Annotated in this window: 25 protein-coding genes and 2 pseudogenes; 3 read left to right on the top strand and 24 right to left on the bottom strand. The window is 64.8% G+C overall.

The window, feature by feature from the left end:
- Positions 1-11: 11 nt before the first annotated feature.
- Positions 12-1411: pseudogene (locus ALC15_RS15055) on the bottom strand (amidase).
- A 431-nt stretch (positions 1412-1842) separates the two neighbouring features.
- Between ALC15_RS15055 and ALC15_RS15050 the strand changes: the two are divergent.
- Positions 1843-3006: a transporter substrate-binding domain-containing protein gene (locus ALC15_RS15050; RefSeq protein ID WP_050627899.1), complete on the top strand. Its 1164-nt coding sequence runs from the start codon at positions 1843-1845 to the stop codon at positions 3004-3006.
- Entirely contained in the window at positions 3003-3590 is a 588-nt protein-coding gene (locus ALC15_RS15045; protein ID WP_050627898.1) for an ANTAR domain-containing response regulator, read from the top strand. Before ALC15_RS15050 ends, ALC15_RS15045 begins: the two co-directional genes overlap by 4 nt.
- Before the next feature lie 280 nt (positions 3591-3870).
- On the opposite strand, the gene ALC15_RS15040 is transcribed toward ALC15_RS15045, so the two are convergent.
- The 22 genes and pseudogenes from ALC15_RS15040 to ALC15_RS14935 all read right to left on the bottom strand — a co-directional run bounded on the left by ALC15_RS15040 (position 3871) and on the right by ALC15_RS14935 (position 24804).
- Positions 3871-4116: a hypothetical protein gene (locus ALC15_RS15040; RefSeq protein ID WP_050627897.1), complete on the bottom strand. Its 246-nt coding sequence runs from the start codon at positions 4114-4116 to the stop codon at positions 3871-3873.
- An 89-nt stretch (positions 4117-4205) separates the two neighbouring features.
- On the bottom strand, positions 4206-5192 hold the full coding sequence (locus tag ALC15_RS15035) for a nitric oxide reductase activation protein NorD (protein ID WP_050627896.1): 987 nt from the start codon (positions 5190-5192) through the stop codon (positions 4206-4208).
- Positions 5105-6493, bottom strand: a complete 1389-nt coding sequence (locus tag ALC15_RS44150; protein WP_050627895.1) for a hypothetical protein — start codon at positions 6491-6493, stop codon at positions 5105-5107. The genes ALC15_RS15035 and ALC15_RS44150 overlap by 88 nt, the downstream gene beginning before the upstream one ends.
- 14 nt (positions 6494-6507) lie before the next feature.
- Positions 6508-7320: a CbbQ/NirQ/NorQ/GpvN family protein gene (locus ALC15_RS15025; RefSeq protein ID WP_283806270.1), complete on the bottom strand. Its 813-nt coding sequence runs from the start codon at positions 7318-7320 to the stop codon at positions 6508-6510.
- Positions 7321-7369: 49 nt separating this feature from the next.
- Complete coding sequence (locus ALC15_RS15020) at positions 7370-8389, bottom strand: alpha/beta fold hydrolase (protein WP_050627893.1); 1020 nt, start codon at positions 8387-8389, stop codon at positions 7370-7372.
- Between the two features lie 34 nt (positions 8390-8423).
- Entirely contained in the window at positions 8424-9758 is a 1335-nt protein-coding gene (locus ALC15_RS15015) for a purine-cytosine permease family protein (RefSeq protein ID WP_050627892.1), read from the bottom strand.
- A gap of 79 nt (positions 9759-9837) precedes the next feature.
- Complete coding sequence (locus ALC15_RS15010) at positions 9838-10875, bottom strand: aliphatic amidase (protein WP_016845713.1); 1038 nt, start codon at positions 10873-10875, stop codon at positions 9838-9840.
- A gap of 33 nt (positions 10876-10908) precedes the next feature.
- A pseudogene (urtE, locus tag ALC15_RS15005) lies at positions 10909-11600 on the bottom strand (urea ABC transporter ATP-binding subunit UrtE).
- Positions 11593-12345, bottom strand: a complete 753-nt coding sequence (gene urtD, locus ALC15_RS15000; RefSeq protein ID WP_050627891.1) for an urea ABC transporter ATP-binding protein UrtD — start codon at positions 12343-12345, stop codon at positions 11593-11595. Before urtD ends, urtE begins: the two are co-directional and overlap by 8 nt.
- Complete coding sequence (locus ALC15_RS46220) at positions 12342-12545, bottom strand: hypothetical protein (RefSeq protein WP_050627890.1); 204 nt, start codon at positions 12543-12545, stop codon at positions 12342-12344. The genes urtD and ALC15_RS46220 overlap by 4 nt, the downstream gene beginning before the upstream one ends.
- Positions 12491-13480, bottom strand: a complete 990-nt coding sequence (locus tag ALC15_RS14990; protein ID WP_050627889.1) for an ABC transporter permease subunit — start codon at positions 13478-13480, stop codon at positions 12491-12493. The genes ALC15_RS46220 and ALC15_RS14990 overlap by 55 nt, the downstream gene beginning before the upstream one ends.
- Before the next feature lie 16 nt (positions 13481-13496).
- Complete coding sequence (gene urtB, locus ALC15_RS14985) at positions 13497-14366, bottom strand: urea ABC transporter permease subunit UrtB (protein ID WP_050627888.1); 870 nt, start codon at positions 14364-14366, stop codon at positions 13497-13499.
- A 125-nt stretch (positions 14367-14491) separates the two neighbouring features.
- The gene (locus tag ALC15_RS14980) at positions 14492-15742 is read right to left on the bottom strand and encodes a transporter substrate-binding domain-containing protein (protein ID WP_050627887.1); all 1251 of its coding nucleotides are present in this window, start codon (positions 15740-15742) and stop codon (positions 14492-14494) included.
- Between the two features lie 128 nt (positions 15743-15870).
- Complete coding sequence (locus ALC15_RS14975; protein WP_050627886.1) at positions 15871-16512, bottom strand: ANTAR domain-containing response regulator; 642 nt, start codon at positions 16510-16512, stop codon at positions 15871-15873.
- Positions 16509-17663 (bottom strand): transporter substrate-binding domain-containing protein, encoded by a 1155-nt coding sequence (locus ALC15_RS14970; RefSeq protein WP_050627943.1) that lies wholly within the window; start codon positions 17661-17663, stop codon positions 16509-16511. Before ALC15_RS14970 ends, ALC15_RS14975 begins: the two co-directional genes overlap by 4 nt.
- Before the next feature lie 272 nt (positions 17664-17935).
- Positions 17936-18385 (bottom strand): Zn-ribbon domain-containing OB-fold protein, encoded by a 450-nt coding sequence (locus tag ALC15_RS14965; protein ID WP_050627885.1) that lies wholly within the window; start codon positions 18383-18385, stop codon positions 17936-17938.
- Positions 18382-19578, bottom strand: coding sequence for a thiolase C-terminal domain-containing protein (locus ALC15_RS14960; protein ID WP_050627884.1), 1197 nt, complete (start codon positions 19576-19578; stop codon positions 18382-18384). Before ALC15_RS14960 ends, ALC15_RS14965 begins: the two co-directional genes overlap by 4 nt.
- Positions 19575-20870 carry a CaiB/BaiF CoA transferase family protein gene (locus tag ALC15_RS14955; RefSeq protein WP_050627883.1) on the bottom strand — a complete coding sequence of 432 codons (1296 nt, stop codon included), beginning with the start codon at positions 20868-20870 and terminating at the stop codon, positions 19575-19577. The genes ALC15_RS14960 and ALC15_RS14955 overlap by 4 nt, the downstream gene beginning before the upstream one ends.
- Positions 20871-20924: 54 nt before the next feature.
- Positions 20925-22148, bottom strand: coding sequence for an ABC transporter substrate-binding protein (locus tag ALC15_RS14950; protein WP_050627882.1), 1224 nt, complete (start codon positions 22146-22148; stop codon positions 20925-20927).
- Between the two features lie 29 nt (positions 22149-22177).
- Positions 22178-23149, bottom strand: coding sequence for a PDR/VanB family oxidoreductase (locus ALC15_RS14945; protein ID WP_244486093.1), 972 nt, complete (start codon positions 23147-23149; stop codon positions 22178-22180).
- A complete protein-coding gene (locus ALC15_RS14940; RefSeq protein ID WP_050627880.1) occupies positions 23146-24465 on the bottom strand; it encodes a Rieske 2Fe-2S domain-containing protein in 1320 nt (439 codons plus the stop codon). Before ALC15_RS14940 ends, ALC15_RS14945 begins: the two co-directional genes overlap by 4 nt.
- A 12-nt stretch (positions 24466-24477) precedes the next feature.
- Positions 24478-24804: a hypothetical protein gene (locus ALC15_RS14935; protein WP_050627879.1), complete on the bottom strand. Its 327-nt coding sequence runs from the start codon at positions 24802-24804 to the stop codon at positions 24478-24480.
- A gap of 166 nt (positions 24805-24970) precedes the next feature.
- On the opposite strand from ALC15_RS14935, the gene ALC15_RS14930 reads away from it, so the two are divergent.
- A complete protein-coding gene (locus ALC15_RS14930; RefSeq protein WP_244486092.1) occupies positions 24971-25489 on the top strand; it encodes a MarR family winged helix-turn-helix transcriptional regulator in 519 nt (172 codons plus the stop codon).
- Positions 25490-25497: 8 nt separating this feature from the next.
- On the opposite strand, the gene ALC15_RS14925 is transcribed toward ALC15_RS14930, so the two are convergent.
- A complete protein-coding gene (locus ALC15_RS14925) occupies positions 25498-26691 on the bottom strand; it encodes a CaiB/BaiF CoA transferase family protein (protein ID WP_050627877.1) in 1194 nt (397 codons plus the stop codon).
- Between the last annotated feature and the right edge of the window lies 1 nt (position 26692).

The raw sequence follows: 26692 nt of genomic DNA, 5'->3' as shown, positions 1-26692 counted from the left end.
GCTCCTTGGGCTCAGATCGCGGGATGGCGCTTGTGCCAGTCGGTGACGCGCTGGAAGGCATCGCCCGCCCGCACGAGGCTCGCCTCGTCGAAATGACGGCCGACGAACTGGAAGGCGACCGGGCCGCCGTTCGGGGCGAAGCCGCCCGGAAGCGTCACGGTCGGGCTGCCGGTCATGTCGAACGGACAGGTGAAGCGCAGCAGCCCAGTGATCAGCGACGGGTCTTCACCGAGCGCCGCCATCTTGGCCAATGTCGGCGCAGCGAATGCCTGTGCCGGAACCGCGATGAGATCGACGGTCTCGAACAGCAGCCGCACCGCGCCGCGGAACGCTTCGCGCCGCAGCACGATCTTCTGATAGTCCAGGCCCGATTGCGCCTGGCCGAGATCGAGCAAGCCGGCAAGCGCCGGGCCGTATTCGTCCTTGCGTGCGGGATAGGTCTCTTCATGCGCAACGGCCACTTCGATGCCGCACAGCGGGAACCAATCCTCGATCACGGCCTTCGGATCGGGGAACGTGATGTCCTTGATCTTGGCACCGAGGTCGGCGGCCACCCGCAGACCTTCGCTGAGCACCTTGCCGGCCGCCTCGTCGGTGCCCTCGCTGGTCCAGCGCCGATCAACGCCGATCGACACGCCGCGCAGATCTCCGGTGAGACCCGCGAGATAATCCGGCACCGGCAACGGCACGGACGTGGTGTCCTTCGGATCCTGGCCAGCAATCACAGCGAGGATCGCGCCGCAATCAGCAGCACTGCGGGCCATCGGGCCGATGTGATCGAGCGTCGCCGCGAGTTCGAACGCGCCGTAACGGCTGACGCGCCCCCAGGTCGGCTTCAATCCGGTGATGCCGTTGGCGGCCGAGGGAAAGCGGATCGACCCGCCGGTATCGGTTCCAAGCGAACCGAAGCAAAGCCCAGCGGCGGTGGCGACGCCGGAACCGCTCGAGGACGCGCCGGACCACAGATCGGCGTTCCACGGGTTCTTCGGCGGATCGATCTTCGGATGATGGTCGGCATAGGCGCCCTCGGTCTGCTGCAGCTTGCCGAGAATGATCGCGCCGGCCTCCTTCAGCCGCGCCACGACCGTGGCGTCCTCGCTGGGACGAAAGTCGCGATGGATGGTCATGCCGTGCGCGGCGGGCGCGCCTTGGCCCAGCACAGATCCTTGACCGCGATCGGCACGCCGTGCAGCGGCCCCTTGATCTTGCCGGATGCGATGTCCTTCTCCGCTGCTGCGGCTTCGGCAAGCGCCGCCTCGCCCATCACATAGGCGTAGCTCTTGAGCTTGCCGTCGAGTTGCTCGATCCGCCCGAGCATCGCCTTGGTCACCTCGACCGGCGAGAGCTTCCTGGACTGGATTTGTTGTCCGATCTCGATCAGCCCGAGATAGTGAAGTTCCGACGTCGGCATCGTTTCCCTTCCCCGCACTTGGCACCGCATTTGGCACGATGCACGCGCAGGCACTGCCCATCGCCGCGCATGCGCCTCCGGCTTGACGACACGGGCGTGTCGCCAATTTGTTCGGCGGCAAAAGCAAAAAGCCACCCGCCCCTCCAAAACGAAGGTGACGAATGGCCCAAATGCCGCGGCTATGATCTATCGCAAGGGACCTGATCGAACGGAGCACTCTGCGCGGCGATCGGGACGTCATCGGCCAGATCGACGCGCGCAAGGTTCGACAGGAAGCCCTGTAGGAGAAAATTCTAAGGAGGTGTGCAGCGCGTTGTCAACGAGGCTGGCTGCACAAATTTCGCAAGGTGCATGCGCAGCAAATCAGCATGACCTCTTGCACCGACCTCTGCGAAGATGATTTCCTTCGCGCGTCGCACTGAAAGTCCTCAATGACCAAGCCGTCCATTCCCGTTGGCATTATCTGCTCGCAGCATGGGCCCTATCAGGCCATGGGACGCGAGATCCTGAAGAGCGCCATGATGGCGGTCGACGAGATCAACGAGCAGGACGAGTTCGACTTCGCGATATCAGCGCATGTCCGCGATCCCCGCGGAATCATTTCCGAGTACCATACGGTCTGCGACGACCTCATTCGCAATGTCGGGGTCGAGCACATCATCGGCTGCTACACCTCGGCGTCGCGCAAGCAGGTGCTGCCGATCGTCGAGCGCACCGACCGCCTGCTCTGGTATCCGGCGCGTTACGAGGGGTTCGAGTGCTCCGACAACGTCATCTATGTCGGCGCCTCGCCCAACCACAACGTGCTGCCGCTGGTGCGCTACGTGCTCGACAATCTGTCGCGCGAGATCTTCTGCGTCGGCTCCAACTATGTCTGGACCTGGGAAACCAACCGCGTCACCCGCGAGCTGGTGACGGCAGCGCGGGGAAAGATCCTCGCCGAACGCCTGCTCGAGCTCGGCGAAAGTGCGGTCACGCACATCGTCGACGAGATCGTGCGGCGCCGGCCGCCGGTCGTCTTCAACACGCTGGTCGGCAGCTCGAGCTATGACTTCATTCGCGCCTTCCATGCGGCGACCACCGCTGCGGGTCTCGACATCCCGATGCTGAGCTGCAGCCTGTGCGAGCCCGAGCTGAAGATCGCCGGCCCCGCATCGGCCGGGTGCATCACCTCGTCGGCCTATTTCGAAAGCATTCGCCTGCCCGAAAACCAGGCCTTCGTCGCACGCTGGAAGGCGCGTCACGGCGAGCACTCCAGCCCGTCGGTGGACGGGCAATCCGCCTATGTCGCGGTCTATCTGCTGGCCCGCGCGCTACAACGGGCCGGCACCTCCGATATCGGCGAGGTACGGCGTGCCGCGGCCGGCCATCGCTACAATTCGCCGCAAGGTCCGGTCTGGATCGACGGCAGCAACAACCACTGCGTCCTGACGCCGCGGCTGGCCGTCTCCAACGCCGCAGGACAGTTCGACATCTTCTGGGAAGCTGAAGCTCCAGTTAAGCCGGATCCCTATCTGACGCAGCTCGACATCGCCGCCAGCCCCGCCAGGGATGGAACGTTGCCGAATGCGCCGCATTTGCGGGTGGTGAAATGAGCAAGCCGTCGTCATTTTCGCTGCGCGGGCGCAAGGCACTCGTTGCCATCAGGGACGAGCGCGACGCCACCATCGTCAGGCGCCAGTTCGAGCGCCTCGGGATCGACATCGTGAGCTGGGAGCCCGGCGCCACGATCGACTGCCGGCCAGATGTGGCGCTGATCGACGACGAGTTCCTGCCGCTCACCTCACCGGCGCAGCGCGCCGCGCTCGGACGAAGCCCGGTGATCGCCCTGCTCGGCACCGAGACGCCGAGCCGCCTGAAGCTGGTGCTCGACCTCGATCCGGCCTCGTTCCTGGTCAAGCCGCTGCGCTCGGCCGGTATCTATGCCGCACTGGTGCTGGCGTTCGAACGAAGCGAGCGCACCAACGAGCTGAAGCAGCAGATCGTCAAGCTCGACCAGCGCCTTCGATCGCGGCGCGTCGTGCTCGCCGCGGTGCTTCAGGTCATGCACACGCATGCCCTGGCCGAGCCGGCCGCCTTCGCGCTGATCCGGCGAACCGCCATGGAACAGCGCAAGACCATCGAGGAGCTCTCGGCCGAGATCACGGCAAAGGGCTCCCTGCCCCGGGCGACCGGCTAGCCGGTGTCGCCGAAGCCCTGCGGCCGCAGGTGCACGCTGCCAAAATATCGAAAACAACCCCATGCAAAGGAGCCGGCGGCCGCGGGCGTTCGATGGAGCAACTTGACTCGTCGGGCAACTCAGGGATATTCTTCTAATATTCCGAAATTGTGCAAAGCGCCGCCCGCCCGCAAATGCGGGCGAGATGAAGCGGAACCTGCACGTCAGGCCATCGCGCGTTAGCTCTCTGTTTGAGCATGGTCTCTTCGGAAAACCGCTTCGCACGTTTCCGGATCATGCATTAGTTCACAACCTGGCGCCGCTCGTCCGGCGTCAGCTTCTTCATCTGCTCCGCCGTCAATTGGCCGTCGCCGATCACCTGAAAGGCGCTGTTCGGATCGTACTGGCTCTGCTTGTCGCTGCCGCGACGCTTCTGCTCATCACCACCACCGTCGCGGCCCCCGCCGTGTTCGAGGCTTCGCTCAGGGCGCGCCGCCGAGGCGTTCAGGCTCTCTTGTCCCATCGCGAGGTCGGCACCGGCGCTCAACAGGCAAAGACAGATCAAAAAGCACAATCGACAAGAACAGCGGTGCGTAGGCGCGCGGGAGGTCGCCGGCAGCTCGACGGCGGCACTCTCTATTTCTTCAGTTCCGCGTAGAGCTGCATCACCCGGTGCGGCAGCACCTCGATGCGCGGTACCCGGAGCGCATGGCGCTCGCCGAAAATGCGATCGAGCTGGGGAAATCGGTGTTCTCCGACACCGAAAGCAAAAATATCGGTGCCACGCCGCCGCAATTGCTGCGCGGCCCGGCGCGCGTCCTCCACGAGATATTGCGGATCCGGCACATCGACGTCGGACGGCTCGCCATCGGTGAGGACCAGCAGCACCTTGCGGAACGCGCGTCGTCCCTCAAGGTAGTCCCCGGCGTGGCGCAAGGCCGCACCAAGCCGGGTGGAATGGCTGCTGCCAAGCCCCGCGAGACGCGAGCGCACCACGGCATCCATCGGCTCCTCAAAGCCCTTGACGCGCAGATAGCGCACCCGCTCGCGGCCGTCGGAGCTGAAGCCATGCACCGCGATCGCATCATTGGCGGCCTCGACCGCCGCTGCCATGATCGCGGCCGCCTTGCGCTCGACCTCGAGAACCGTGCGGCCACGGCGGTCGCGGTCGGCGGTCGATTGCGACAGGTCGAGCAGCAGCAGAATGGCGAGATCACGCGGTCCCGGCGCATCGCGCTGGTAGACCCTTGGCTCGCTGATGCTGCCGGCGCGACGCTCGATGGTCAGCGCAATCGCCGCGTCGGTGTCGAGCGCCTCGCCGTCGCGCTGGGCCTTGTGCCTGATCCGGCGGCCGATCGACGCATCGCGGGTCAACCGCGTGATCCAGCGGGTCGTCTCAGTGTCCGTCGGCAGTTCGAACGGCCGCGCGGAGACGACGGCATCAGCCTCCAGGATCGTTGTCCAGTCGGCCCGCTCGGTCCGCGCGGCATAATCCCATTCCGGATAGGTCGCGACCGGAAATCCGTCGAGCAGCGTCACCGCGGCGGCCTTCGCACGCAGCGTCTCGTCGGGCCTTGCGTTGTCGTCGGTGGACTGTCCATCGGCGTCCTCGCGACGCTCCACGCGCACGGAATCGACCGCAAGTTCGATGGTCTCGGTCGGACTGTCCGGCTGATCGCCAAAATCCCACAGCGCCAGATTGTCGTCGCGGTACGCCGGTTCGAGACGTAGCTCTTGGCGTTGAACTGCAGCCGCATCTGCCCGATGTCGTTGCCGAGCAGTCCGCCGATCTCGCGGCTGATGGCGGGATCCGTGCAGCGGCCGGCGGCATCGGCAAACAACTGTCGTCCCTTGGTCACCCACGCATCCGGATCCTGATAGTTGGGATCGATCAGCGCCCGCGCCAATCGCATCATCAGTCCCGCCGCGGTTGCCTGACCGGAGGGCGTCGCGCTATGAAACGGCAGCCACAGCCGGCGCAGCCCGGGCATCTCGCGCAGCGCCAGCGTCTCGACCCTGGCATCCTCGATCAGCGAGACCAGCGCGATCTGCAACGCCTTCAGCCGTCCCACGGGAAAGCGCACATTGGAATGCACCAAGTGGGCTCCGGCATGCGCGACCGCCGCGAGATAGACCGTGTCCGCCGCCTCGCCCGCGAAGCCGGGAAAGGTCTCCGGGAGGCCGATGAAGCCGGCGGCGAGCGAAGTGCGCCGCGGCACCGGCGTCGGTGCCATGGCAAGCTTGCGGAAGCGCGGCCTTCTGTTCCACAGCGCAAGCGTCGTTGCAGCGAGACGCTTCTCGAGCCGGGCAAAATCATCGCCGGTGCGACCGACGGCGAACAGCCGTGCCGAAAGCGGATCGTCGAGCGCGAAATAAGCGCGCCGCCGCGATGCCCGGCCGCCGCTCGCGCGCAAGCCGGCAGACACCCAGGCGGCGAAATCCTCACCGCCGGCGTGCACGAGCAGCGGCTCCAGCCGGCCGATCGCAAGGCCCACCGATTCCGGGCCACCATTTGCGAGTTGGCCAAGCGCGGCGAGAACCGCGGTGAGTCCTCCGGCACCGACAAGCCGCGGCAGCACCTTGGACAATTCGATCAGCAACGCATGAGCGGCGCGGCTGCCGGCGCCGCGGCCGATATCGCCTGCGGCGCGCCCGATCGCGATCAGATCATCGGTCGACCGCTGCGCCGGCCATTGCTCCGACAGTTGCAGAAAGACCAAGACCACGGCGTGGCCAAGATTGCCGCCGAACAGGACGTGCACCACCTCATCCCAGGCCGCGAGGTGATCGATCGACCCTGCGCGTTGCAATGCGGCCCGCGCCGCCTGCACGGCCGAGCCGATCTCATCGTGGCCGCGCAGCAGCGCCGCGAGCCGGCGTCCGGACCGGAAGCTATCGAGCGAACTGATTTGCGCGACGGCCACCTGTGAGCGCCCGTTCACGCAGAGGCCGAGATCACGTCGCGCAACGTGTTCCTGGTATCCGCATCGTCGGTCAGCGGGACCACGATCGTGGTCTCGCAGGCCTTCTCGAGGCTGATGCCGCAGCCGATCAAGCGGCCGGCATTGACCAGCATCCGGGTCGACGCGCCCTCATCGAGCCCCTGACCTTTCAGATTGCGGCTATGCTGCGCGATCCTCACCAGGAGATCGGCAAGGTTCGGTTCGATGCCGGCCTCGCGCGACACCACCTCGGTCTCCGCCGAGCGGTCCGGATAGCCGAAATCCAGCGCCGCAAAGCGCTGCTTGGTCGACTCCTTGAGGTCCTTGATCGCACTCTGGTAGCCCGGATTGTAGGAAATCACGAGCTGGAAGTCGGAATGGGCGTGGATCAGCTCGCCACGCTTTTCCAGCGGCAGCACACGGCGGTCGTCGGTCAGAGGATGGATCACGACCGTGGTGTCCTGACGCGCCTCGACGATCTCGTCGAGATAGCAGATCGCGCCAAGACGAACGGCCGTGGTCAGCGGCCCGTCGCTCCACACCGTTCCCTCCGCATCGAGCAGCCAGCGCCCGACCAGGTCCGCCGCGGTCATGTCCTCGTGACAGGCGACCGTGATCAGCGGACGGCCGAGCCGCCAGGCCATGTACTCGATGAAGCGGGTCTTGCCGCAGCCGGTGGGGCCTTTCAGCATCACCGGCATGCGGCTCGCATAGGCCGCACCGAACAGTTCGACCTCATCCCTAAGCGGCCGGTAATACGGCTCCTGCCGGATGCGGTACTGGTCGAGCAGCAGAGCGGGATTGGACAAGCTCACGCCTCCCATGATCGCGCAGGCAGCCGTTCGCAATCGTTCGAGATCACGATGCGAGCAATTCCCTAAGCTTGCCATCGATGAAGGCGACATCGACCGGATTCGTCCCCGGCCCGCCCGCGAAGTGGCCCCAGATCGACGGCACCGGCACGAACTTGGCGTTCGGCATGTTCGCGACCTCGTTCTCGCTGTCTTCAGGCGGGAAGTAGAGATCGGTCTGCCCCGGCATGACATAGGTCTTGGCCTTGATCGCCCGCAGCGCAGCCTTGAAGTCGCCGTTGTAGATCTCGTTGGCGCTGATGTCGCCGTTCTGCCAGGTCCACAGCATGGTGAGCAAGTTGTTGGGATCCTTCGGCAGGAAGAAGCCCTCCCAGAACGCCACCAGGAAATCCTCCAGCGACGAATAGCCCATCGTCTTGATGTCGAGTTGCTCGCGATAGAACGCCTGCGAGAAGCCCCAGCCCGCATACACCCGCGCGGCGGCGCGCAGGCCGCGGGCCGGCTTGTCGGTGTACCAGCCCTCCTTCCACGCGGCGTCCGCCGTGAGCGCAGCCTTGACGCCTTCGAGGAACACATAATTGTGCCGCGAACATTTCGCCGAGCCGCAGAACGGCGCCAGCAGGTCCATCATGTCAGGGTAAAGCGCGCCCCAATGGAACGTCTGCAACGCGCCCATCGACCATCCGACCACCAAGCGGATGTGCTTGATGCCGAATTTCTCGGTCACCAGCCGGTGCTGAGCGCGAACATTGTCATAGGCCGTCACCTGCGGAAATCGCGGTCCGTTATAGGGCTCCGGCGTGTTGCTCGGCGACGACGACAGGCCGTTGCCCAGCATGTTCGGAATGATGATGAAGTACTTCGCCGGATCGAGCGCCATGCCCGGCCCGATCAGCCATTCATTGTCGTAGTGCTGACCGGAGTACCAGGTCGGATAGACGATCACATTGTCCTTGGCCGCGTTGAGCTGGCCAAACGTCTTGTAGGCAAGCTTGCAGTCGCGGAGGGTCGCGCCGCGCTGCAAAGTCAAATTGCCGAGATCATAGATCTGATAGTCGACGCTCATTGATGTACCCTTCTTGCTTGATTGAGCTGATCGCTTAGGCGGGACGCGCCACCTTTTCGGTCGAGGAGTCCATCCGCGCGATCGCCCCGTACACGATGCCGGCGACCAGCGCGGCTGAGATCGCAGTGGACAGCCCCGGCATCAGGTTTTCAACCGCAAAAGCGCACAGCGACCCGATGCCCCAGGCAATGAAGGGCTTCGCGCGCCAGTCGACATCCGCACGCGCCTCGGTGCGCAGCAGATATTGATCGACCAGGATGATGGCGCCGATCGGCGGCACCAGGATGCCGAGCAGCGACAGCCACTGGATGAAGAACGCCCAGACGTTGCCTGCCGCCACGACGATACCGATGGCGCCGAGGATCACGGCCATCAGCCGCATGTTGGTGCCGAGAATGCGCGACCAGCCGGTCGCCGCATTGTAAAGACAGTGTGAGCACACCGAGCCGAGATTGGTGTAGAGGAAGATGAAGGCGAGGATGCTGAGCCAGGTCAGCTGCTTGCCGTTCATGAAGCCGAACATGTTGTCGACACCGAATGGATTGGCGTTCGGCACGGCGAGCGCCGCCGTCATCACGCCGCCGACCAGCATCGCCACCAGGTTGGCGAACGGAAACGCGCTGAACGTGGCGAACAGCGACGCTCCCGGACTCGGTGCCCAGCGGTTGAAGTCCGCCGTCACCGTTCCGGCGTCGATGAACAGCGCCAGCACCACGGTGAGGCCGACGCCCATCGACATGCTGGCGACGCCATTGTTGCCGGCATAGCTGAAGATCGCAGCCGACGTCGTGGTCGACGCGGCATCAGCGGCAACCCAGAGGCCGAGCACGACGAACAGCGGCACCGACGCCAGCCCGATATAGTGCAGTCCCTTCACCCCGACGAAGGTGATCCCGATATAGAGCACGCCGGCGACGATGGTCATCGCCACATAGTTGAGGCCGTAGGTCGAGGAGATCAGTGCGCCGGTGATCCCGGTCTGCACCGCATACCAGCCGAGCAGCAGGGTCGACAGCAGGCCCGACGCCAGCACATACCCCTTCCTGCCGAATACGATGCTGGCGATCAGCGCGAAGTTCATGCCCTTCCGCGTGCCGATCAGGCCAAGCGCACCGACATAGGCGAACATGATCAAATTGCCGATGATCATCGCCACCAGCGCATTCTTGAACCCCATGCCCAGCACCAGCAGCGAACCGGTCATCGCGCCGGTGATGATCATCGGAAAGCCTAGCCACACCATGGTGACCGAGAAGGCGCTGCGCCGGGCGCTGATCGGCACCGGCTCGTGCTCGAATTCATGACCAAGAAGGTCGTCGATCTGTCCCTCGGTCTGGTGAACGATACCGCTATTCGCTTGGCTGCTCATGGTAACCCCCGCTTCCCCTTGCAACAGTTTTGAGAACGTGCCGGCGCATGATCGCGCCGGCACAGCCTGGCTTCTCAAATCAACGATGTGCGACTTTCTGGTTCGGGATGCCCTCGATCGGGCATTCATCCGTCCCGACGGTCGGACGGGTCATGGCCTCGACCATCTCCCGCGTCCCCTCCGGGTCCGTGATCCAGTTCTTGTAGAAGGTGTACGGGCAGACCGCGTGGCCGCGGTCGCCGTCGCCGGAGTTGATCAAGCCGGTGTAGCCGCGGTGCATCAGCTTGAAGAGATGGTTCTGCGACTGCATGTTGCGGCGGGCGTCGCGGATCAGCGACACCGAGAGCTGGGCGTACTGGATGCCGTTCTCCTCGGTGCCGCACTCGCCGAGCGTCCTTCCGTCGAAGCCGATCAGCGCCGAATGGCCGAAGTAGGAATAGACGCCGTCGAAGCCGGAGGCGTTGGCGACCGCGACGTAGCAGTTGTTGGCCCAGGCCATCGACTTCGAGATCTGGATCTGCTGTTCCTTGGCCGGATACATGTAGCCCTGGCAGCGGACGATCAACTCGGCGCCGCGCATCGCGCAGTCACGCCAGATCTCCGGGTAGTTGCCGTCGTCGCAGATGATCAGGCTGATCTTCAGGCCCTTCGGCCCCTCCGAGACGTAGGTGCAGTCGCCCGGATACCAGCCCTCGATCGGCACCCACGGCATGATCTTGCGATACTTCTGGACGATCTCGCCCTTGTCGTTCATCAGGATCAGGGTGTTGTACGGAGCCTTGTTGGGGTGCTCCTCGTGGCGCTCGCCGGTCAGCGAGAACACGCCCCAGACCTTGGCCTTGCGGCAGGCGTCGGCGAAGATGCGGGTTTCCTCGCCCGGCACCGACGACGCCGTCTCGTACATCTCCTTGGAGTCGTACATGATGCCGTGGGTCGAGTATTCCGGGAAGATCACGAGATCCATGCCCGGCAGGCCGAGCTTCATGCCCTCGACCATCTTGGCGATGTTGCGCGCGTTATCCAGCACCTCGGCCTTGGTGTGCAGACGCGGCATCTTGTAATTGACCACGGCAACGCCGACCGTGTCCTTGCTGCTCGATATATCTCCATGCAACATGTCTCGACTCCCTTTCTTGAACGATAATTCCCGCTACACGGCCATGTGCAGCTGGATGAGATCATCGGTGAGCTCACCGATCGCGCCCTTGGCGACGACGCGTCCCTTTTCGAGCAGCGCGAAGCGGTGAGACGCACGCCGCGCGAACGCGACATTCTGTTCGACCAGCACGACCGTGATGCCGCGTCGCGATTGAGGCGCGTGATCACGTCCTCGATCTGCTCGACGATGTTTGGCTGGATGCCCTCGGTCGGCTCGTCCAGCAGGATGACCTTGGGCTGGGCCAGCAGCGCACGCGCGATCGCGAGCTGCTGCTGCTGGCCGCCGGAGAGATTGCCGCCGTAGCGATTGAGGAAGTCCTTGAGCACCGGAAACAGCTCGAGCACCCATTCCTCGATGCCATTGGCTGATTTCGCTGCGAAGGTGCCGAGCGTCAGGTTCTCCCGCACGGTGAATTTCGGCAGGATGCCGCGGCCCTGCGGCACATAGGCGATGCCGGCCTTGGCGCGCTGATAGGTCCGCAGCGGCGAGATGTCGGCGCCGTCGAGCGAAAGACGTCCGGTGACCCGGTCCATCAGGCCGAGGATGCTGCGCATCAGCGTGGTCTTGCCGACGCCGTTGCGGCCGAGCACCGAGAGGAACTCGCCGTTGCCGACCATCAGGTTGATCCCCTGCAAGGCGCGGCTGTTGCCGTAGAACGCGTCGACGTCGGTCAGCTCAAGCATGGCTGATGCCTCCCGATCCCAAATAGGCGCGGCGCACTTCCGGATGTGCCTCCACTTCCGCCGCGGTGCCTTCAGCCAGCATCTGGCCCATATGCATCACCGAGATGATGTCGCCGATCGCTTTCACAAAACCCATGTCGTGCTCGACCACGATCAGCGTGTGCTTGCCCTTCAGCCGCGCGAACAATTCGGCGGTCTTGCGGGTCTCCTGCGCGGTCATGCCCGCGGTCGGCTCATCCATCAGGATCAGCTCGGCGTCCTGGGCGACCAGCATGCCGATCTCCAGCCACTGGGTCTGGCCGTGCGACAGATAGGCCGCCGGCCGGTCGAGCTGCTCGGTGAGCCCGACCAGTTCGGCCAGGCGTTCGATGTCTTCGCGCCCGGAATTGCCGGTGTTCCAGCGCAGATTGCCCAGCACCGAAGTGCGGCGCGCCCGCGCCACTTCGAGATTGTCGCTGACCGAGAGCTCGCGGAACACACTCGGCACCTGGAACTTGCGGCCGACGCCGGCGCGGGCGATCTCGTATTCCTCGAGATCCTGTAGCGCGGTGCCGTCAAAACTGACGGTGCCGCTGCTCGGCTTGACCTTGCCGCAGATGATGTCCAGCGCCGTGGTCTTGCCGGCGCCGTTCGGCCCGATCAGACAGCGCAGCTCGCCCTTGCGCACGCTCATGTTGAGCGCGTTGAGCGCCTTGAAACCGTTGAAGCTGACCGAGACGTCGCGGAGATCGAGATGCGAGCTCATGTGCTGCCCTCCGTCTGGCCGACGCCTTGCGCGACGCGGCCGCTGGCGGCCTGGCGGCGCTGCACGATCCAGCGCAGGATGACTTGCGCTAGGCCGGCGAGACCCTTCGGCAGGAACAGCACGACGAGCACGAACAGCGCGCCCATCACCAGCGTCCAGGTTTCGAGGAAGGCCGCGGATTCCGACAGCGCGCCCTGCATGCCCGCCACCAGCACGGCGCCGAGGAACGCCCCGACCAGGCTTTGCCGGCCGCCGACGGCGCACCAAACCACACTGACAGCGATAGCTGCACGCCGAGGAAGGTCGGCGAAGCGAACTCCATCACGACCGTGTAGAGCATACCGGCCAGGCCCGCGATCGCCGCCGACAGCGCGAACACGAAGATCTGGTAGAGCGCGACGTCGTAGCCGAAATAGCGCACCCGGCTCTCATGATCGCGGATCGCCTGCACGATCAGCCCGGCCTTGGACTTGGTGAAGGCAAAGGCGACCAGCAGGCTGAGCAGTACGCAACCGGCGACGAGATAATAGGTGGCGCGGCCATAGGCATCGAAGGCGACGCCGAAGATCTCGAGCTGGGCGAGATCGGTGATGCCGTTGAACCCGCCGGTGTAGCTCTGCTGGTCGATGATCACGAGATTGATCACTACCATGGTGGCGAGCGTGATGATCGAGACGTAGACGCCGGTCACACGCCCGCGAAACATGAACCAGCCGAGCGCCGCCGCGACCAGCGCCGGCACGATCAGGCCCGCGGCGATCGCAAAGGACAGCGAGCGGAACGGCTCCCAGAACCACGGCAGATGCGCAACATTGTTCCAGACCATGAAGTCCGGCAGGCCACTTGCTCCGGTATGCACAGGAACGGTCTTGAGCTTCAGCGCCATCGCCATCGCGTAGGAGCCGAGCCCGAAGCTCATCGCCTGGCCGAGATTGAGGATCCCGCCGAAGCCCCAGGACAGCCCGAGCGATATCGTGAGGATGCCGAGCACCAGATAGCGCGCGACCTTGTTGAGCAGGAAGTCGTTGTTGAGCAGCACCGGGAGCGCGAACACCACGGCGCAGACAATGAGCAGCGGTGCGAGCTGCGCGATCAGGCGCTGCAATCCGCTGGAGTTGGGAGCATTCGACGGCATAGATGAGCGATCTGTCTCAGGCCCGCACGCGTGCGGTGAAAAGCCCTTCGGGGCGGAAACGGATGAGGACGACGATGGCGAGCAGCACGATCGCCTTGGCGACCGTGTCGTTCTGCAGGAAGGCGATGCCGCCGGAGAGCTCGCCGAGGATGAAGGCGCTCGCCACGGTGCCGGCAAGGCTCTGCACGCCGCCGAGCACGACCACCATGAAGGCATCGACCACATAGCCGGTGCCCATGTCCGGCGACACGCTCTTGAGCGGCGACACCAGCGCACCGGCCAGCCCCGCAAGGCCCGCACCGTAGGCAAATGTCAGCGCATAGACCCGCTTGGCGTTGATGCCGAACGAGGCGGCGACCGAGCGGTCCTGGATGATGGCACGCAGCTTCATCCCGACCGGCGTCCGGTTCATCAGCAACCAGGTCGCCCCGAACAGCGCGATCGACACCACGAACAGGAACACCCGATACGACGAGACCGAGATGCCGAACACGTCCATGCTGTCGGACAGCGCCGGCGGCAGCTGCACGTAACGCAGCTCGCTACCGACCGACAGCCGCACCGCCTGCTGCAGCATGATGCCGACGCCCCAGGTCGCGAGGATCGTATCCAACGGCCGGTTGTTGAGCAGGCTCAGGACGTAGCGTTCGATGATCCAGCCGAACGCGGCAACCACGAGGAAGATCGGAACCAGGCTCGCCAGCAGGCCGAGCCCGAGATAGGTGTGGAACACCCAGGCCGCGTAAGCGCCGAGCATCACGAACTCGCCATGGGCGAGATTGATGATGCCCATCGAGCCGTAGATGATCGACAGGCCGAGCGCGACCAGCAGCAGGATCGACCCGATGCTGAGGCCCGTGACGATTTGTTCGATGAATTGGTCCACGTCGGGATCCGCTCTTCAGTGTTCGTTTGATGCGCCCTGCCGCTCGCACGCATCTGCGCGAGAGGCGGCGTCGCGGGGAGCCGGCCGCCGGCGCCGCACGCCGACGGCCTCGTCAGCCCCCGTCGTCAGCTCTTCTCGACCAGGCCCTTTTCGGTACAGGACTGCCCGGGATAGGCCGCGTAAGGCACCGGCTTCAGCCACTCCTTGGCCTCGACGAGAATCTCGAACTGGCCGTTCGATTTCGCCTGCGCGATCTTGGGCCACAGCCAGGTGTGCAGGTTCTCCGGCTCGATCTGGACCTTGCCCTGCGGCGCAATCATGCTCTGGCCCTTGACCGCGTCGCGGATGTTCGGCGGCGTCAGGTCGCTGGTCGCGAGCTTCTCGACCGCCTGCTTGAACAGATAGGTCTGGAAGTAGCAGGCCTCCGAGACGAAATGCGTCACCTTGTCGGCGCCCCAGCGCTTCTTGTAGGCCTCGACGAATTTCTCGTTCTCCGGCGACTTGTGCACCATGAAGTACGGCGCCGAGGTGAAGTGACCCGCGGCGGCCTCACCGCCCATCGCCGCAACCTCGTTCTCCGACGTCGTGAGACTGGCCATCGGCATCTTCTCGGGATCGAGCCCGGCGGCCTTGTACTGACGATGCAGCGCGACCACGGAATCGCCGACCACGGTGGAGAAGATCACGTTCGGCTGGGTCGAGCGGATCTTGTTGATGACGGAAGAGAATTCGGAATGGCCGAGCGGGACGTATTCCTCCGCCACGACCTCGCCGCCGAGCTTCTCGAGCAGCTTCTTGCAGTAGTTGTTCTCTTCCTTCGGATAGATGTAGTTGGATCCGATCAGATAGAACTTCTTGCCGAACTTCTTGACCAGCCACGGCACGAACTCGTCCTGCTGCTGGTTCGGCACCGCGCCGGTGTAGATCACGTTCTTCGAGCACTCGCGGCCTTCATAGAGCGTCGGATACCAATAGAGATTGTTCTGCCGCTCGAACACCGGGAGCACCGCCTTGCGGCTCGCCGAGGTGTAGGAGCCGAACACGCTGACGCATTTGTCGCCGACGACGAGCTTGCGCGCCTTCTCGGAGAAGGTCGCCGGATCGGAGGCCGGATCCTCGACGATCGGAACGATCTTGCTGCCCTTGATGCCGCCGGCTGCGTTGATTTCCTCGATCGCGAGCAGCGTCGCCTTGTTCAGCGATTCCTCGATGATCGCGGTCGTTCCCGTCAGCGAGAACAGCACGCCGACCTTGATCTCGCCGCCTGCGGCGTAAGCGAGGTCGGCGTTCTTGATCCAGATATGCGGCAGTCCGGCGCCGGCAAACGCGCCAAGCGCCGCGGTATTCCTCAGCAAAGTCCGCCGTGAAATGCTCATCCCTTAGCTCCCTTCAGGACCGAAAAAACAAAAAGCCCTCCCGATGCGCGCTTACGCGAGCATTGGGAGGGCTTTGTTGCCGGTTGTGTCGAAGGCGGCGCTGTCGCCGCCGGCCCCGCTATTGGGGCTTACTGTTGATGATCGTAGCCAAGCAGTTCGAACGAGTCAACAATCGCCGCGGCGACTGCGCTTGCCGACACGCGACGATCCATCGCCTGTCGCCTGATGAAGCCATAGGCTTCGGTTTCCGGCATCTGCCGCGTCGCCATCAGGATCGCCTTGGCGCGTTCCACCGTGCGCATCGAACGCAGATTGTCGTCGAGCTTCTCGATTTTGCTGCGCAGCCTCCGCTCGTAACCGAACTGACTGCGCGCCAGCACGAGACTCGACAGCACCGCATTCGGCGTGAACGGCCGCGGCAGCACGGCGTTCGGCGTCGCATGACACAACGCATCGGCGTGCACGCTCTCCGTCGCCGGCAGGATCACGACCAGCGCCGAACGCGCGTCGCCGGGAATCCACGGCAGGCGCCGCGCGAGGTCAGGAGAATATTCGCAATACACCACGTCGGCATCGGCCGGAACGCTTTCCGGCATCGGCCAGACCTGACGCACCCGCATCCGGAATCGCTGCAGTTCGCGCAGCAGCATGCCGACCTGATCGTCGACCGGTGCGACCACCACGGCCGAGAGATCGGCGAGTTCCTGAACCATGGTCTTGCGTCCGCCGACGTCTCGGCTCAGCTGCGGCTTACGCGACATTTCGTTCATTGGACGCTTCCTGTTTGCGTTGCACGACCATATCCGATCAGGAACGGATCGGCATGCACCGGCTCTTTTGACTGGCTGACGACATCGAACTGCCCCTGGCGGTTGGCGCGTCCGATCCGGGTCCACAGATCGGTATGCCCCGACATCGGGTTGACGGTAACCGCACCTTGCGGCGCATCGAAGCTGGTGCCGAATACCATGGAGCGGAGCACTTCGGTGTCGAGCGAATTGACCTGCTCGAGCGCCTTCGCGAACAGATGCAGCTGGAAATAGGATGCCTCGGCGCACATGTTGGTCGAGATGTCGGCGCCGAACCGCTTCTTGAAGCGCTGCACGAAGGCGTTGTTGGCGCGGCCCTCGACCCCCTGGAAATAGGACGCCGCCGTGACGTGCCCCTCGCCGACGTCGAAGCCCATGGCGGCGATTTCGGCTTCCGTCGTGGTCAGGCTGGCGATCGGGACCTGCTTCGGATCGAGCCCGACATTGGCATAGGCCTGATAGAGGAACACGGTGCCTTCGCCGACGACGGTCGAGAAGATCACATCGGGCCTGACGCGCTTGATGTCCTGGATGATCGGGACGAAGTCCTGCCAGCGCGCGTAGACATTGACGTAGCGCTCGCCGACGACCGAGCCGCCGTTGCTCTTCAGCAGCTCGCGCATCACCCGGTTGGACTCGCGCGGATAGATGTAGTCCGAACCCACGAAGTAGAATCGTGTTCCGAACGTATCCATCAGATAGCGGCACAGCGCGAGGCTGTTCTGATTCGGCGAGGCGCCGGTGTAGATGACGTTCGGCGACGCCTCGAACCCCTCATAGAGCGTCGGGTACCAAAGCAGGCCGTTCAGCCGTTCGACGACCGGCAGCACCGCCTTGCGGCTCGACGAGGTGTAGCAGCCGAATATAGTGCTGACCTGATCCTCCACCATCAACCGTTTGGCGTAGTGGCCATAGGCGGCCGAGTCCGAGCCGGGGTCGTAGGCGACGGGAACCAGTTCGCGGCCGCACACTCCGCCCGCCTCGTTCACCTCTTCGATCGCAAGCTGCGTGCCCTGATATTGGGTTTCCTCGATGACCGACATGAAGCCGGTTCGCGAAAACAGGACTCCTATCCGCCACGGGGCGGAGGTCGCTTGGGTAGGATTCGACATGATCAGGCCCTCGACAGAATTGGAGGGACGAGAGGGATTATTGTTCTTGTTGCTCTCGAACAGCATTGCCGGGAGCGGAAGATTGCATGTCATCTGCCGCGAGACAAGGACCCTCGCAGCTCATCCTGTCAGCGACGCTGACGCGAAAGCAGGCAAACCGGATGTCACCGGCGACAGATCACAGGTGCAGCGGTCCTTGGACCAGCTATCTCCGGTAGACGCGCGATCGATTGCCCGTATCGGGCGCAACAGGATAGTAACTCCGGGGAAACCTACAGCCGCCGCCATTGCAGCAAGGAGTAAGGCGGATCCTGCTCCGGGTGATGCTCGAACACACCTTCGACATCGGCGCCGATTGCAACCGTCTGATCGGGAGTGCCGAGCAGATTGCCGACCATGCGAACGCCGCCGGCATGCGGCAGTTCGACAAGCACCGCGATGTAGGGTCCATGGCCTCTGAGCGCCGCATGCGACGGATGCCACGCACGTTCCCAGCTGAAGATCTTGCCGCGCGGCTCGACTTCGATCCAGGCGGGATCGAAGGCGTGGCAGCGATGGCATAGCCACTCGGGTCCGAACTGCCATGTGTTGCAGCGGCCGCAGCGTTGCACCAACAGCTTGCCTTGACGCAATCCCTCCCAGTAAGGCGCAGACAGGCCGTCCGGTTCTGCAACCGGGATCGGCAGACCTGCCGGGAGATAGCGCGCGCTCGGGTTGCTCATAGGGTGGCCTCCGAACCCAGAATGAGATTGCTCGCGGGAGAGACCATCGGACCTCCGATGACCAACGCGACGTCGCTGCGCCGGGCCTGGCTGGTCGACGTGCCGCGCACCTGGCGAACCGCCTCGAGGACGAGCTCGAAGCCGTGCATGTAGCATTCGGCGAGGTTGCCGCCGCTGGTGTTGAGCGGCAGTTTCCCGGACGGCGCGATCAGGTTGTCGAAGGTCAGGAACTCGTTGGCCTCCTCCGGCTTGAAGAAGCCGTGCTCCGCCAGCGCCATCACGACGCCGCCGGTGAAATTCTCATACGCCTGCACCACGCCGACATCTGACGGCCCTACCCCGGCCATGCGATAAAGATCGGGCGCGACGGTCTCGAAGCTCGCGGTGGCGTAGAGCGGCGCATTGTGCGCCGTCGCCGCCGCGCGATGTCCGGACCCGGAGGCCGCGCCGAGCACATAGGCGCCCTTGTGCCGGAAGTCGCCGGCACGCTCCGCCGGAACCAGCAGCAAGGCTGCGGCGCCGTCGTTTTCCATGCAGCAATCGAACAGATGAAAAGGCTCCACGATCCAGCGCGAGGCGTCGTACTTCTCGGGCTCCAGCGGCTTGCCGTACATCACCGCGCGCGGATTGGCCTGGGCGTGGTGGTAGGAGGCGAGCGCAATCGCACGCAAGGCCTCCTGCCGAACGCCGTGCTCGTACATGTAGCGCTGCACCCGCATCGCAAACCGCTGCGGCGGTGCCAGCACGCCGTAAGGCATCAAATAGGATCGTTCGCCCGAAACGGTGTGGATGCCGGCCGCCTGCCCGAACCGCCCATACTGGCCCTGCGCCAGCGAGCGGAACACCACGACACAATCGGCAAGGCCCGCGACGATCGAGGCCGCCGCATTGGCAACCGCCGCACAGCACCCGCCGCCGCCGCCACCCCATTGCATCGTCGCCGTACGCAGTTGGCGCGTGCCCAGCGCCGCGGCCAGCCGCGACGCCTCGCTGCGATCGTCGCTGTAGGAGGAAAACCCGTCGATGTCGCGGGGATCGAGCCCGGCATCCGCGCACGCCGCCAGAATGGCTTTCAGCGCCAGCTTGAATTCCGGATCGGGAGACGCGCCATGACGACAATAGTCGGTCTCACCGATCCCGACGACCGCGACCCGGCCGCGCAGCGTCCGCTCGTCTCGCGCGCGCGCCGTCACGGTTTGGTATCCTCCTTGACCGCCTCTCGCGACGGCTGGCCACCGAAAGCTCCGCCTCCAGCGAGTTGCGCAATGCGCGCGTCGTCATAGCCGAGCAGTTCGCGCAGCACGCTCTCGGTATGCTGGCCGACGGCCGGCGCCGCGACGGGATCGACGATCGGCGTCCGCGAATAGCGGATCGGCAGGTTCACATTCGGCACCCAACCGATCGTCTCGTGCGGAATCCTCGTGACGATCCCGCGTTCCCGCGCCTCCGGCGAGCGGATCGCCTCGCCGACACTGCGCACCTGTCCGCAGGGTACGCCGGCTGCCCGCATCCGTGACTGCCAGTGCGACCACGGCTGCCGGGTAAACGCCTCACCGAGGATCGCGAACAGCTCCTCGCGGCGGCGGATCCGATCAGGACCCGTCGTGTAGATCTCGGCCGCCGCGAGATCCTCCCGCTCGAGCACCTGCGCCATCAAGCGCTGGAAGATCTTGTCGTTGCCGCAGTTGATGTAGAACGAGCAATCGCTGGCCAGGAACACGCCCGACGGGCAGGTGTCGGGACTGGTATTGCCGCTCCGCTTTGGATCGGCAGTGTTGAAAAGCGACTGCATGGTCGCATACCCGGTCATCAGGACGGCATTCTCGAACAATGATACTTCGATGGCCTGACCGAGGCCACTGCGCTCGCGCGCCAGCAGCGCGCCCAGGATCGCATTGCTCGCCATCATCGCGGTGCTGATATCCATCACCGGCGACAAGGCCCGCACGCCCTCGCGGTCGGCGTAGCCGTTCATCGAGACGAAGCCGCTCTCGACCTGCGCGATCGGATCGAAGCCGAGCCTGTCGGCAAACGCCCCGTCACGGCCGTAGGCCGACACCGAGCAATAGACAATCTCGGGCTTGATCTTGCGGCAGCTCTCGTAGTCGAGCCCGAGCCGCGCCATCACGCTTGCCGAAAAGTTCTCGACGACGACGTCGGCGGTCGCGATCAGCTCACGCGCGACCTGCAAGCCCTCAGCGGATTTGAGGTCGAGAGCGACGCTGCGCTTGTTGCGGTTGGTCCACAGGAACGGAGCACCGTGCCTGAGGTCCGGATGCACCGGAGGATACCGGCGCAGATCGTCGCCCCGGCCAGGCGCTTCGACCTTGATCACCTCGGCGCCCATGTCGGCCAGGATCATGGTCGCGAACGGACCCGCGATGAAGTGCGAGAAATCGACCACCCGGATTCCCTCGAGCGCCCTCGGCGCGCCGGCCGGACGAGGCGTGTGCTCGGGGAATTCGGCTTCAAGCTGGTCCAGCATGCGAGACATCCATAATTCTTGAGAAAGGTTGATCGGGGTTCACGACCATCGTCTTCAATTGCCGGCCGGAGGCGCGACAAGCGAGCAACCGCCCTGATCGAGCGGCCGGAACGCCTCCGGGCCCGTGAGCACGCCGACCTGCTCGAGCAGATCCCATTTGCTCTTCGACGCATTCGGGCTCTTCGCCTTGAAGATGTACATGTTGTGGATGGCGCGGCCGTCCGCGCGCACCGCGACCGGCCCGAACAAGGCGTCATCGATCGGGTTCTCCTTCAGCTTGCGGATCACCGCCTGCGCATCATTGGTTCCGGCGGCCTGCGCCGCATTCAGATAGGCCAGCACCGAGGAATAGACGCCGGCATGAAATGCCGTCGGCGACTGCCCGTGCTGCCGCTCGCTGAACCTGGCCGACCAGGCACGGCTGGCATCGTTGAGGTCCCAGTAGAACGGCTGGGTGATGATCAGCCCCTCGCCGACCGCGAGCCCGCTCGACTCGATGTCATTGGTGGTGGTCAGCAGCGCCGCGAAGGTCCGCCCGCTCTGCTTCAGCCCGAACTCTGCGGACTGCTTGATCAGGCTGACGGTGTCGCCGCCGGCGGTCGCGAAGGCAATCACGTCGGCGCCCGAGCCGTCGGCCTGCAGGATGAACGACGCATAGTCCGCGTTGTTGATCGGCACATTGACCGATCCGAGAACGGTGCCGCCGCCGGCGCCGATCACCGCCGTCCCGTCGCGCACCATCGATTTGCCGAGCGCATTGTCGGTGGCGATGAAATACCATTTCTTGCCGCCGTGCCGCACCAGATAGGCGCCGATCGTGTGCGACGCCGCCCAGGTATCGAAGGTCCACTGGATCGTGTTGGGCGAGCAGTATTTCCCGGTCAGATCCGAGGACGCCGCGCTCGATGCGATCAGCGCCGCCTTGGTGCCGCGCACGACCTCGTTGACGGCGAGCCCGACGGCCGAGTTCGGCACGTCGGCGACCGCATCGACCTTCTCCTGGTCGATCCAGCGCCGCGCGATTGCGGCGCCGACGTCCGCCTTGTTCTGGTGGTCGGCCGATACGATCTCGACCTTGAAATCGGGGTGCAGCCGCATGAAATCCTCGGCCGCCATCTTGGCCGCCGTCACCGAACCTTCGCCGGCATTGTCCGAATAAGGGCCGGACGCGTCGTTGAGCACGCCGATCTTCAGGGCGCGCGCGGCGTCCGCCGGTGCCGGCGAGCCGGCGCAAACAGCCAGCAACGACAGCGCGAGAATGCGAGATAGATACTTCACTTGTTTCCACCCATCTTGTGTTGTTGTTCTCAGAGATCGAGCACGAGCGTGCGGGACTTGGCGCCCGAGCAGCAGATCATCACGCTCCTGTTCGCCGCCTGCTCTTCCTCGCTCAGGAACTGATCGCGATGATCCGGTATGCCTTCGAGCACGCGCGTCTCGCAGGTGCCGCAGACCCCTTCGGTACAGGCGTAGTTCGCGGCGATGCCGGCATCCAGAAGCGCGTCGAGAATGGTTTTGCCGGCCTCGACCGCGATCGTGCGGTTGCTCCGCGCGAGCCTGACCTCGAAGCCACCCTCGGTGGCCGGCGCTTCCCGCGCCTTGAAGTACTCGACATGCACGCGATCGGCCGGACGATCGGCGGTCGCCGCCTCGAATGCCGCGAGCATCGGCACCGGCCCGCAACAATAGAGATGCGCATGTGCCGGTGCGGTTCCGACGATGGCCGCGAGATCGAACACCCGTCCGGCTCGCTCGTCGTCGAAATCGACGTGCAGGCGGGCATCGGATCGGAACGCGCCGAGCTCGTCGAGAAATGCGGCGGCGGCACGCGTCCGCGCGGCGTAGTGCAGGTCCCAGCGGCGGCCGAGCGCCTCCAGGCGCCGGATCATCGACAGCAATGGCGTGATGCCGATGCCCCCCGCGATCAGGATCGAATGTTCGGCCTGTTCGCAAAGCGCGAAGTTGTTGCGCGGCGGGGAAATCGTCATGATCTCCCCGACCCTGACGGTGTCGTGAACGAAGCTGGAGCCGCCACGGCTCTCGGCATCCCTGTTCACCGCGATGACATAGCGATGCCGCTCGCGCTGATCGTTGACCAGCGAGTAGCTGCGGATCATGCCGTTCGGCAGATGCAGGTCGATATGGCCGCCGGCCGTGAACGGGGCCAGTTCGCTGCCGGTCGGCGCGATCAGCTCATAGGAGTGGATCCGCTCGGCCTCGTAGCCGATGCGCTTGACCAGCACCTGCTGCGTGTCGGCCATATGGCCGGATGCGCTCACAGCTCGTACCCGAAATCGGCGCCGAGCTTCGCCCGCATGAACGGCGCGCCGACATCGACCCAGGAATCCTCCGGCGGCAACCGCAGCGACACCGCCCGCACCATGAACACGTCGGGGTCCGAGACCCCCTTGGGCTTGATCGCGTGCTCGCGATAGGCGCCGAGCGCCTCCAGAATGAAGCGCCGCGTCATCGCGATGCCGGTATCGCTCGAGCAGAGCGTCTCCTTGGTGCGGTCGAAGATCGGCGACACGCCACTCTGGCAGGCGCCGTCCTGCACCCAGAGACCCGGCAGGCCCGAGAACCAGGTGGTCCGCTGCGCCTCGTAGTCGAACTGGAAACCGTTCTGCGGATTGTATCTGGTCCAGTAGCCGGCATACGGCACCGTCACCGGGTGCTGCACCAGCGCATGGCGGCTGGCATGACCGCTCTCGCGGCCCTTGTGGCCCTCCGCGAACACCTGCCGGGTTTTCTCCAGCAGCGGTTCCGACGGATGATAGGAGAACATGATGCAGAGCGTGTTCTCGTCGTCGATCGGCACCCAGGCATGCCCGCTCAGATCCGGGAACGGCGAGAGCGGCGGCACCAGCGTGTAGAACGGCAGCAGGAACTGGTTGACGCGCCAGTACAGCGTGTTGGCGTCGTAATTGCGCCGCGCGGCAATGCTCATGCCGAAATCCCGCTTGATGCATTCGAAGGTCGGCCGCAGATCGCGCTTCTGAATCCAGGCGCTGGTCGTGCCCTGGGCGTCGAGCCGGCCATGCAGCAGCGGTGCGTGGGCGGAGTCGATCTCGCCCTCGACCGCCTGCAGCCAGTTGCACTCCTGGACGCGCACCGAGATGTGCACCTGCTCGGCCGGCACCAGATTCCATTCGAGGTTCGGCAACGGCGGAAGCTCGGCCTGGTCGGGACCCATATAGGTCCAGATCATCCCGTTGCGCTCCTTGCAGGGATAGGCCTTGATCCGTACCCGCTCCTTGAGGCGGCTTCGCACCGGCTCCGCCGGCATGTCCGTCACCGCGCCGGTGACGTCGAATTTCCAGCCGTGATAGACGCAACGCAGCCCGCAATCCTCGTTTCGTGCGAAGATCAGCGGCGCGCCGCGATGCGGGCAGGCCTGGTCGACCAACCCGACGCGGCCCTCGGTGTCGCGGAACGCGACCAGATCCTCGCCAAGCAAACGGATCCGCTTCGGTTGCCCGTCCTTGGCGAGATCAGCCGACGGCAGGAACGGAATCCAGTAAAGCCGAAACAGATCGCCGAGCGGGGTGCCCTTGCCGACCCTCACCAGGCGTTCATTGTCTTCACGCGAGAGCATGGTTTGCCTCCTTCAATTGCGGGTGGTCGGACCGGCCGCACTGCCCAGCAGCGCGGCGACGCGGTCGGAAAGCCCGAGGTCCTGTGCGGTCCAAAGCGGGTCGGATGCGGCGAGCGGCTTGCGTGGAATGGGAGGTTGCCTGCCCTCCTCCACCAGGCCGACGATCAGTTCGATGCGACGCCGCTCGAGCTCCCTGAGCGCGTCCTCGACGACGGCCGCCTCGGCCGTACATCCCGGCAGCTCCGGATAGGCGAGACGAACCCGCCAATGTCCCGGCTCGGTTTCGACCGCCTCGGCCTCAAGCAGATAGGGAATCGACAGCAGCTCGCGCAGCTCCAACGGCAACCTCCCTGAACGACGCCTTCATTTGATACGTATACGTACTACATGACCGGATGGCTGACAAGGGCCGAAAGCCATTGCATCGCGCTGCGAACCGGCCAGGGTGCGATTGACCGCAGGGTTGAGGACGTCAGGCCAAGCTGCTAACGGCTAACGCAAATTCGTGGAATCGGGATCGAACAACGGCATGGCAGCCGACAAGGCGAAGAAGACCAGCTCGGCTGCAGACGTTGCGCGCGACTGGCAACTGGAAGGCGGCGTCGGATTTCTGCTGCGGCTGCTGGAGGCCCGCTACGACGGGCTCTATCAAAGCATGACGCGCCAGAGCGACATCACGCCGCGGCAGTTCGGCGTGCTGATGGCGCTGTACCAGTTGGGTCCGCTCACCCCCTCCGTGCTGGCGGACCGGATCAGTTGCGATCGCAACACGCTCAGCGAAATGCTGAAACGGATGGTGGCACGCAAGCTGGTCGCGAAGAAGGACAATCCCGACGACCGCCGCTCGCTTCAGGTGCAGATCACCGCCAAGGGCGAGGAAGCGTTGCTGGCCGTGATCCCGGCGGCGGCCGAGTTGCAGGAGATCATGCTGGCTCCACTGCGCAAGGAAGATCGCGCACATTTCCTTAAATGTCTGCTGGCGATCGCAAAGGCTCCACCGCCGGACGCGTCGTCCGATCGTTGAGATCCCGCTTAGGCCGCAGGCTTCCCAAACGTCCCCGCTGCAGCAAGCGCCGCGATGGCGTCGGGCGACAGTCCCAGGATCCGCGACAGCACGTCATCGCGCTGCGCCCCGATGCCGGGCACGTGGCTGCCGATCGGCGTATCGGCCCCGGACATCTGCCATGGCGCGCTGACGCCGACGAAATCACCGGCACCATCCGTGACCGTCCCGAATACCCCCCGCTGACGCAGATGGGGATCGGTCAGCGCCGCGCCCGGCGCCCGGTATTCGGCGCAGGGGACGCCGGCGCGATCCAGCGCTGCAATGCATTCGGCGGCGGTGTGACGCTCCGTCCATTTCTCGATCACCTGCATCATGGCGGTCCAGTTGGCGCCGCGCGCCGGAATGGTCGCAAAACGCGGATCGTTTGCCAGCTCTTCCTGCCCGGTGACCTCACACAGCGCGGCAAAATTGCGCGGTGTGACCGGCGCGATCAGGATGTCGCCGTCGCGGGTGCGCACCGGCCCATAGGTCGGGCGCGGCGCGCGGATCGGGAATTGCGCTTCCTGGAGCTCGTAGACCAGCAGGTTCAGCATGCAATCCATCAGCGCGACGTCGACGCGCTGCCCCTCGCCCGTCCGCGTACGCTGGACCAGCGCAGTCTGGATCGCGGAATAGCCGAAGATGCCGCCGAGGATATCGGCGACAAAGATCGCTCCTGCCGCGGGACGCTCGCGGTCACCGGCATAGCGCATCAGCGAGGTATCGAATCCGCTCTCGGCATGCACGATCATGGCATAGGCCGCGCGTTCGGCGGCGGGGCCCGACTGTCCATAGCCCGAGATCGAGCAATAGATCAGCCGCGGATTGATGGCGCGAAGCGCCCCGTAGCCGAGGCCGAGCCGATCCATCACACCGGGGCGGAAATTCTCGACGAGGATGTCTGTCTCCGCGACCATGCGATGAACGAGCTTGATGGCGTCGGCGTTCTTCAGGTCCAGCGCCAGGCTGCGCTTGCCAGCATTGAGCTGGCCGAAATAGGTACTGTGGCCGTCGCGCAGCGGTGTGCGCAGCCGCATGTCGTCACCTTCCGGCGGCTCGATCTTGATGACCTCCGCCCCGACATCGGCGAGCAGCCGTGCGCAATAGGGGCCTGCCACCATGATGGAAAAATCGAGCACGCGTACACCCGCGAGCGGCGCCCTGTCGCCATCCTTCTGCATC

Source organism: Bradyrhizobium viridifuturi (genome assembly GCF_001238275.1).
Classification (GTDB): domain Bacteria; phylum Pseudomonadota; class Alphaproteobacteria; order Rhizobiales; family Xanthobacteraceae; genus Bradyrhizobium; species Bradyrhizobium viridifuturi.
The sequence above is the reverse complement of the archived record's forward strand: the minus strand, read 5'-3'. Positions and strand labels throughout refer to the sequence as shown.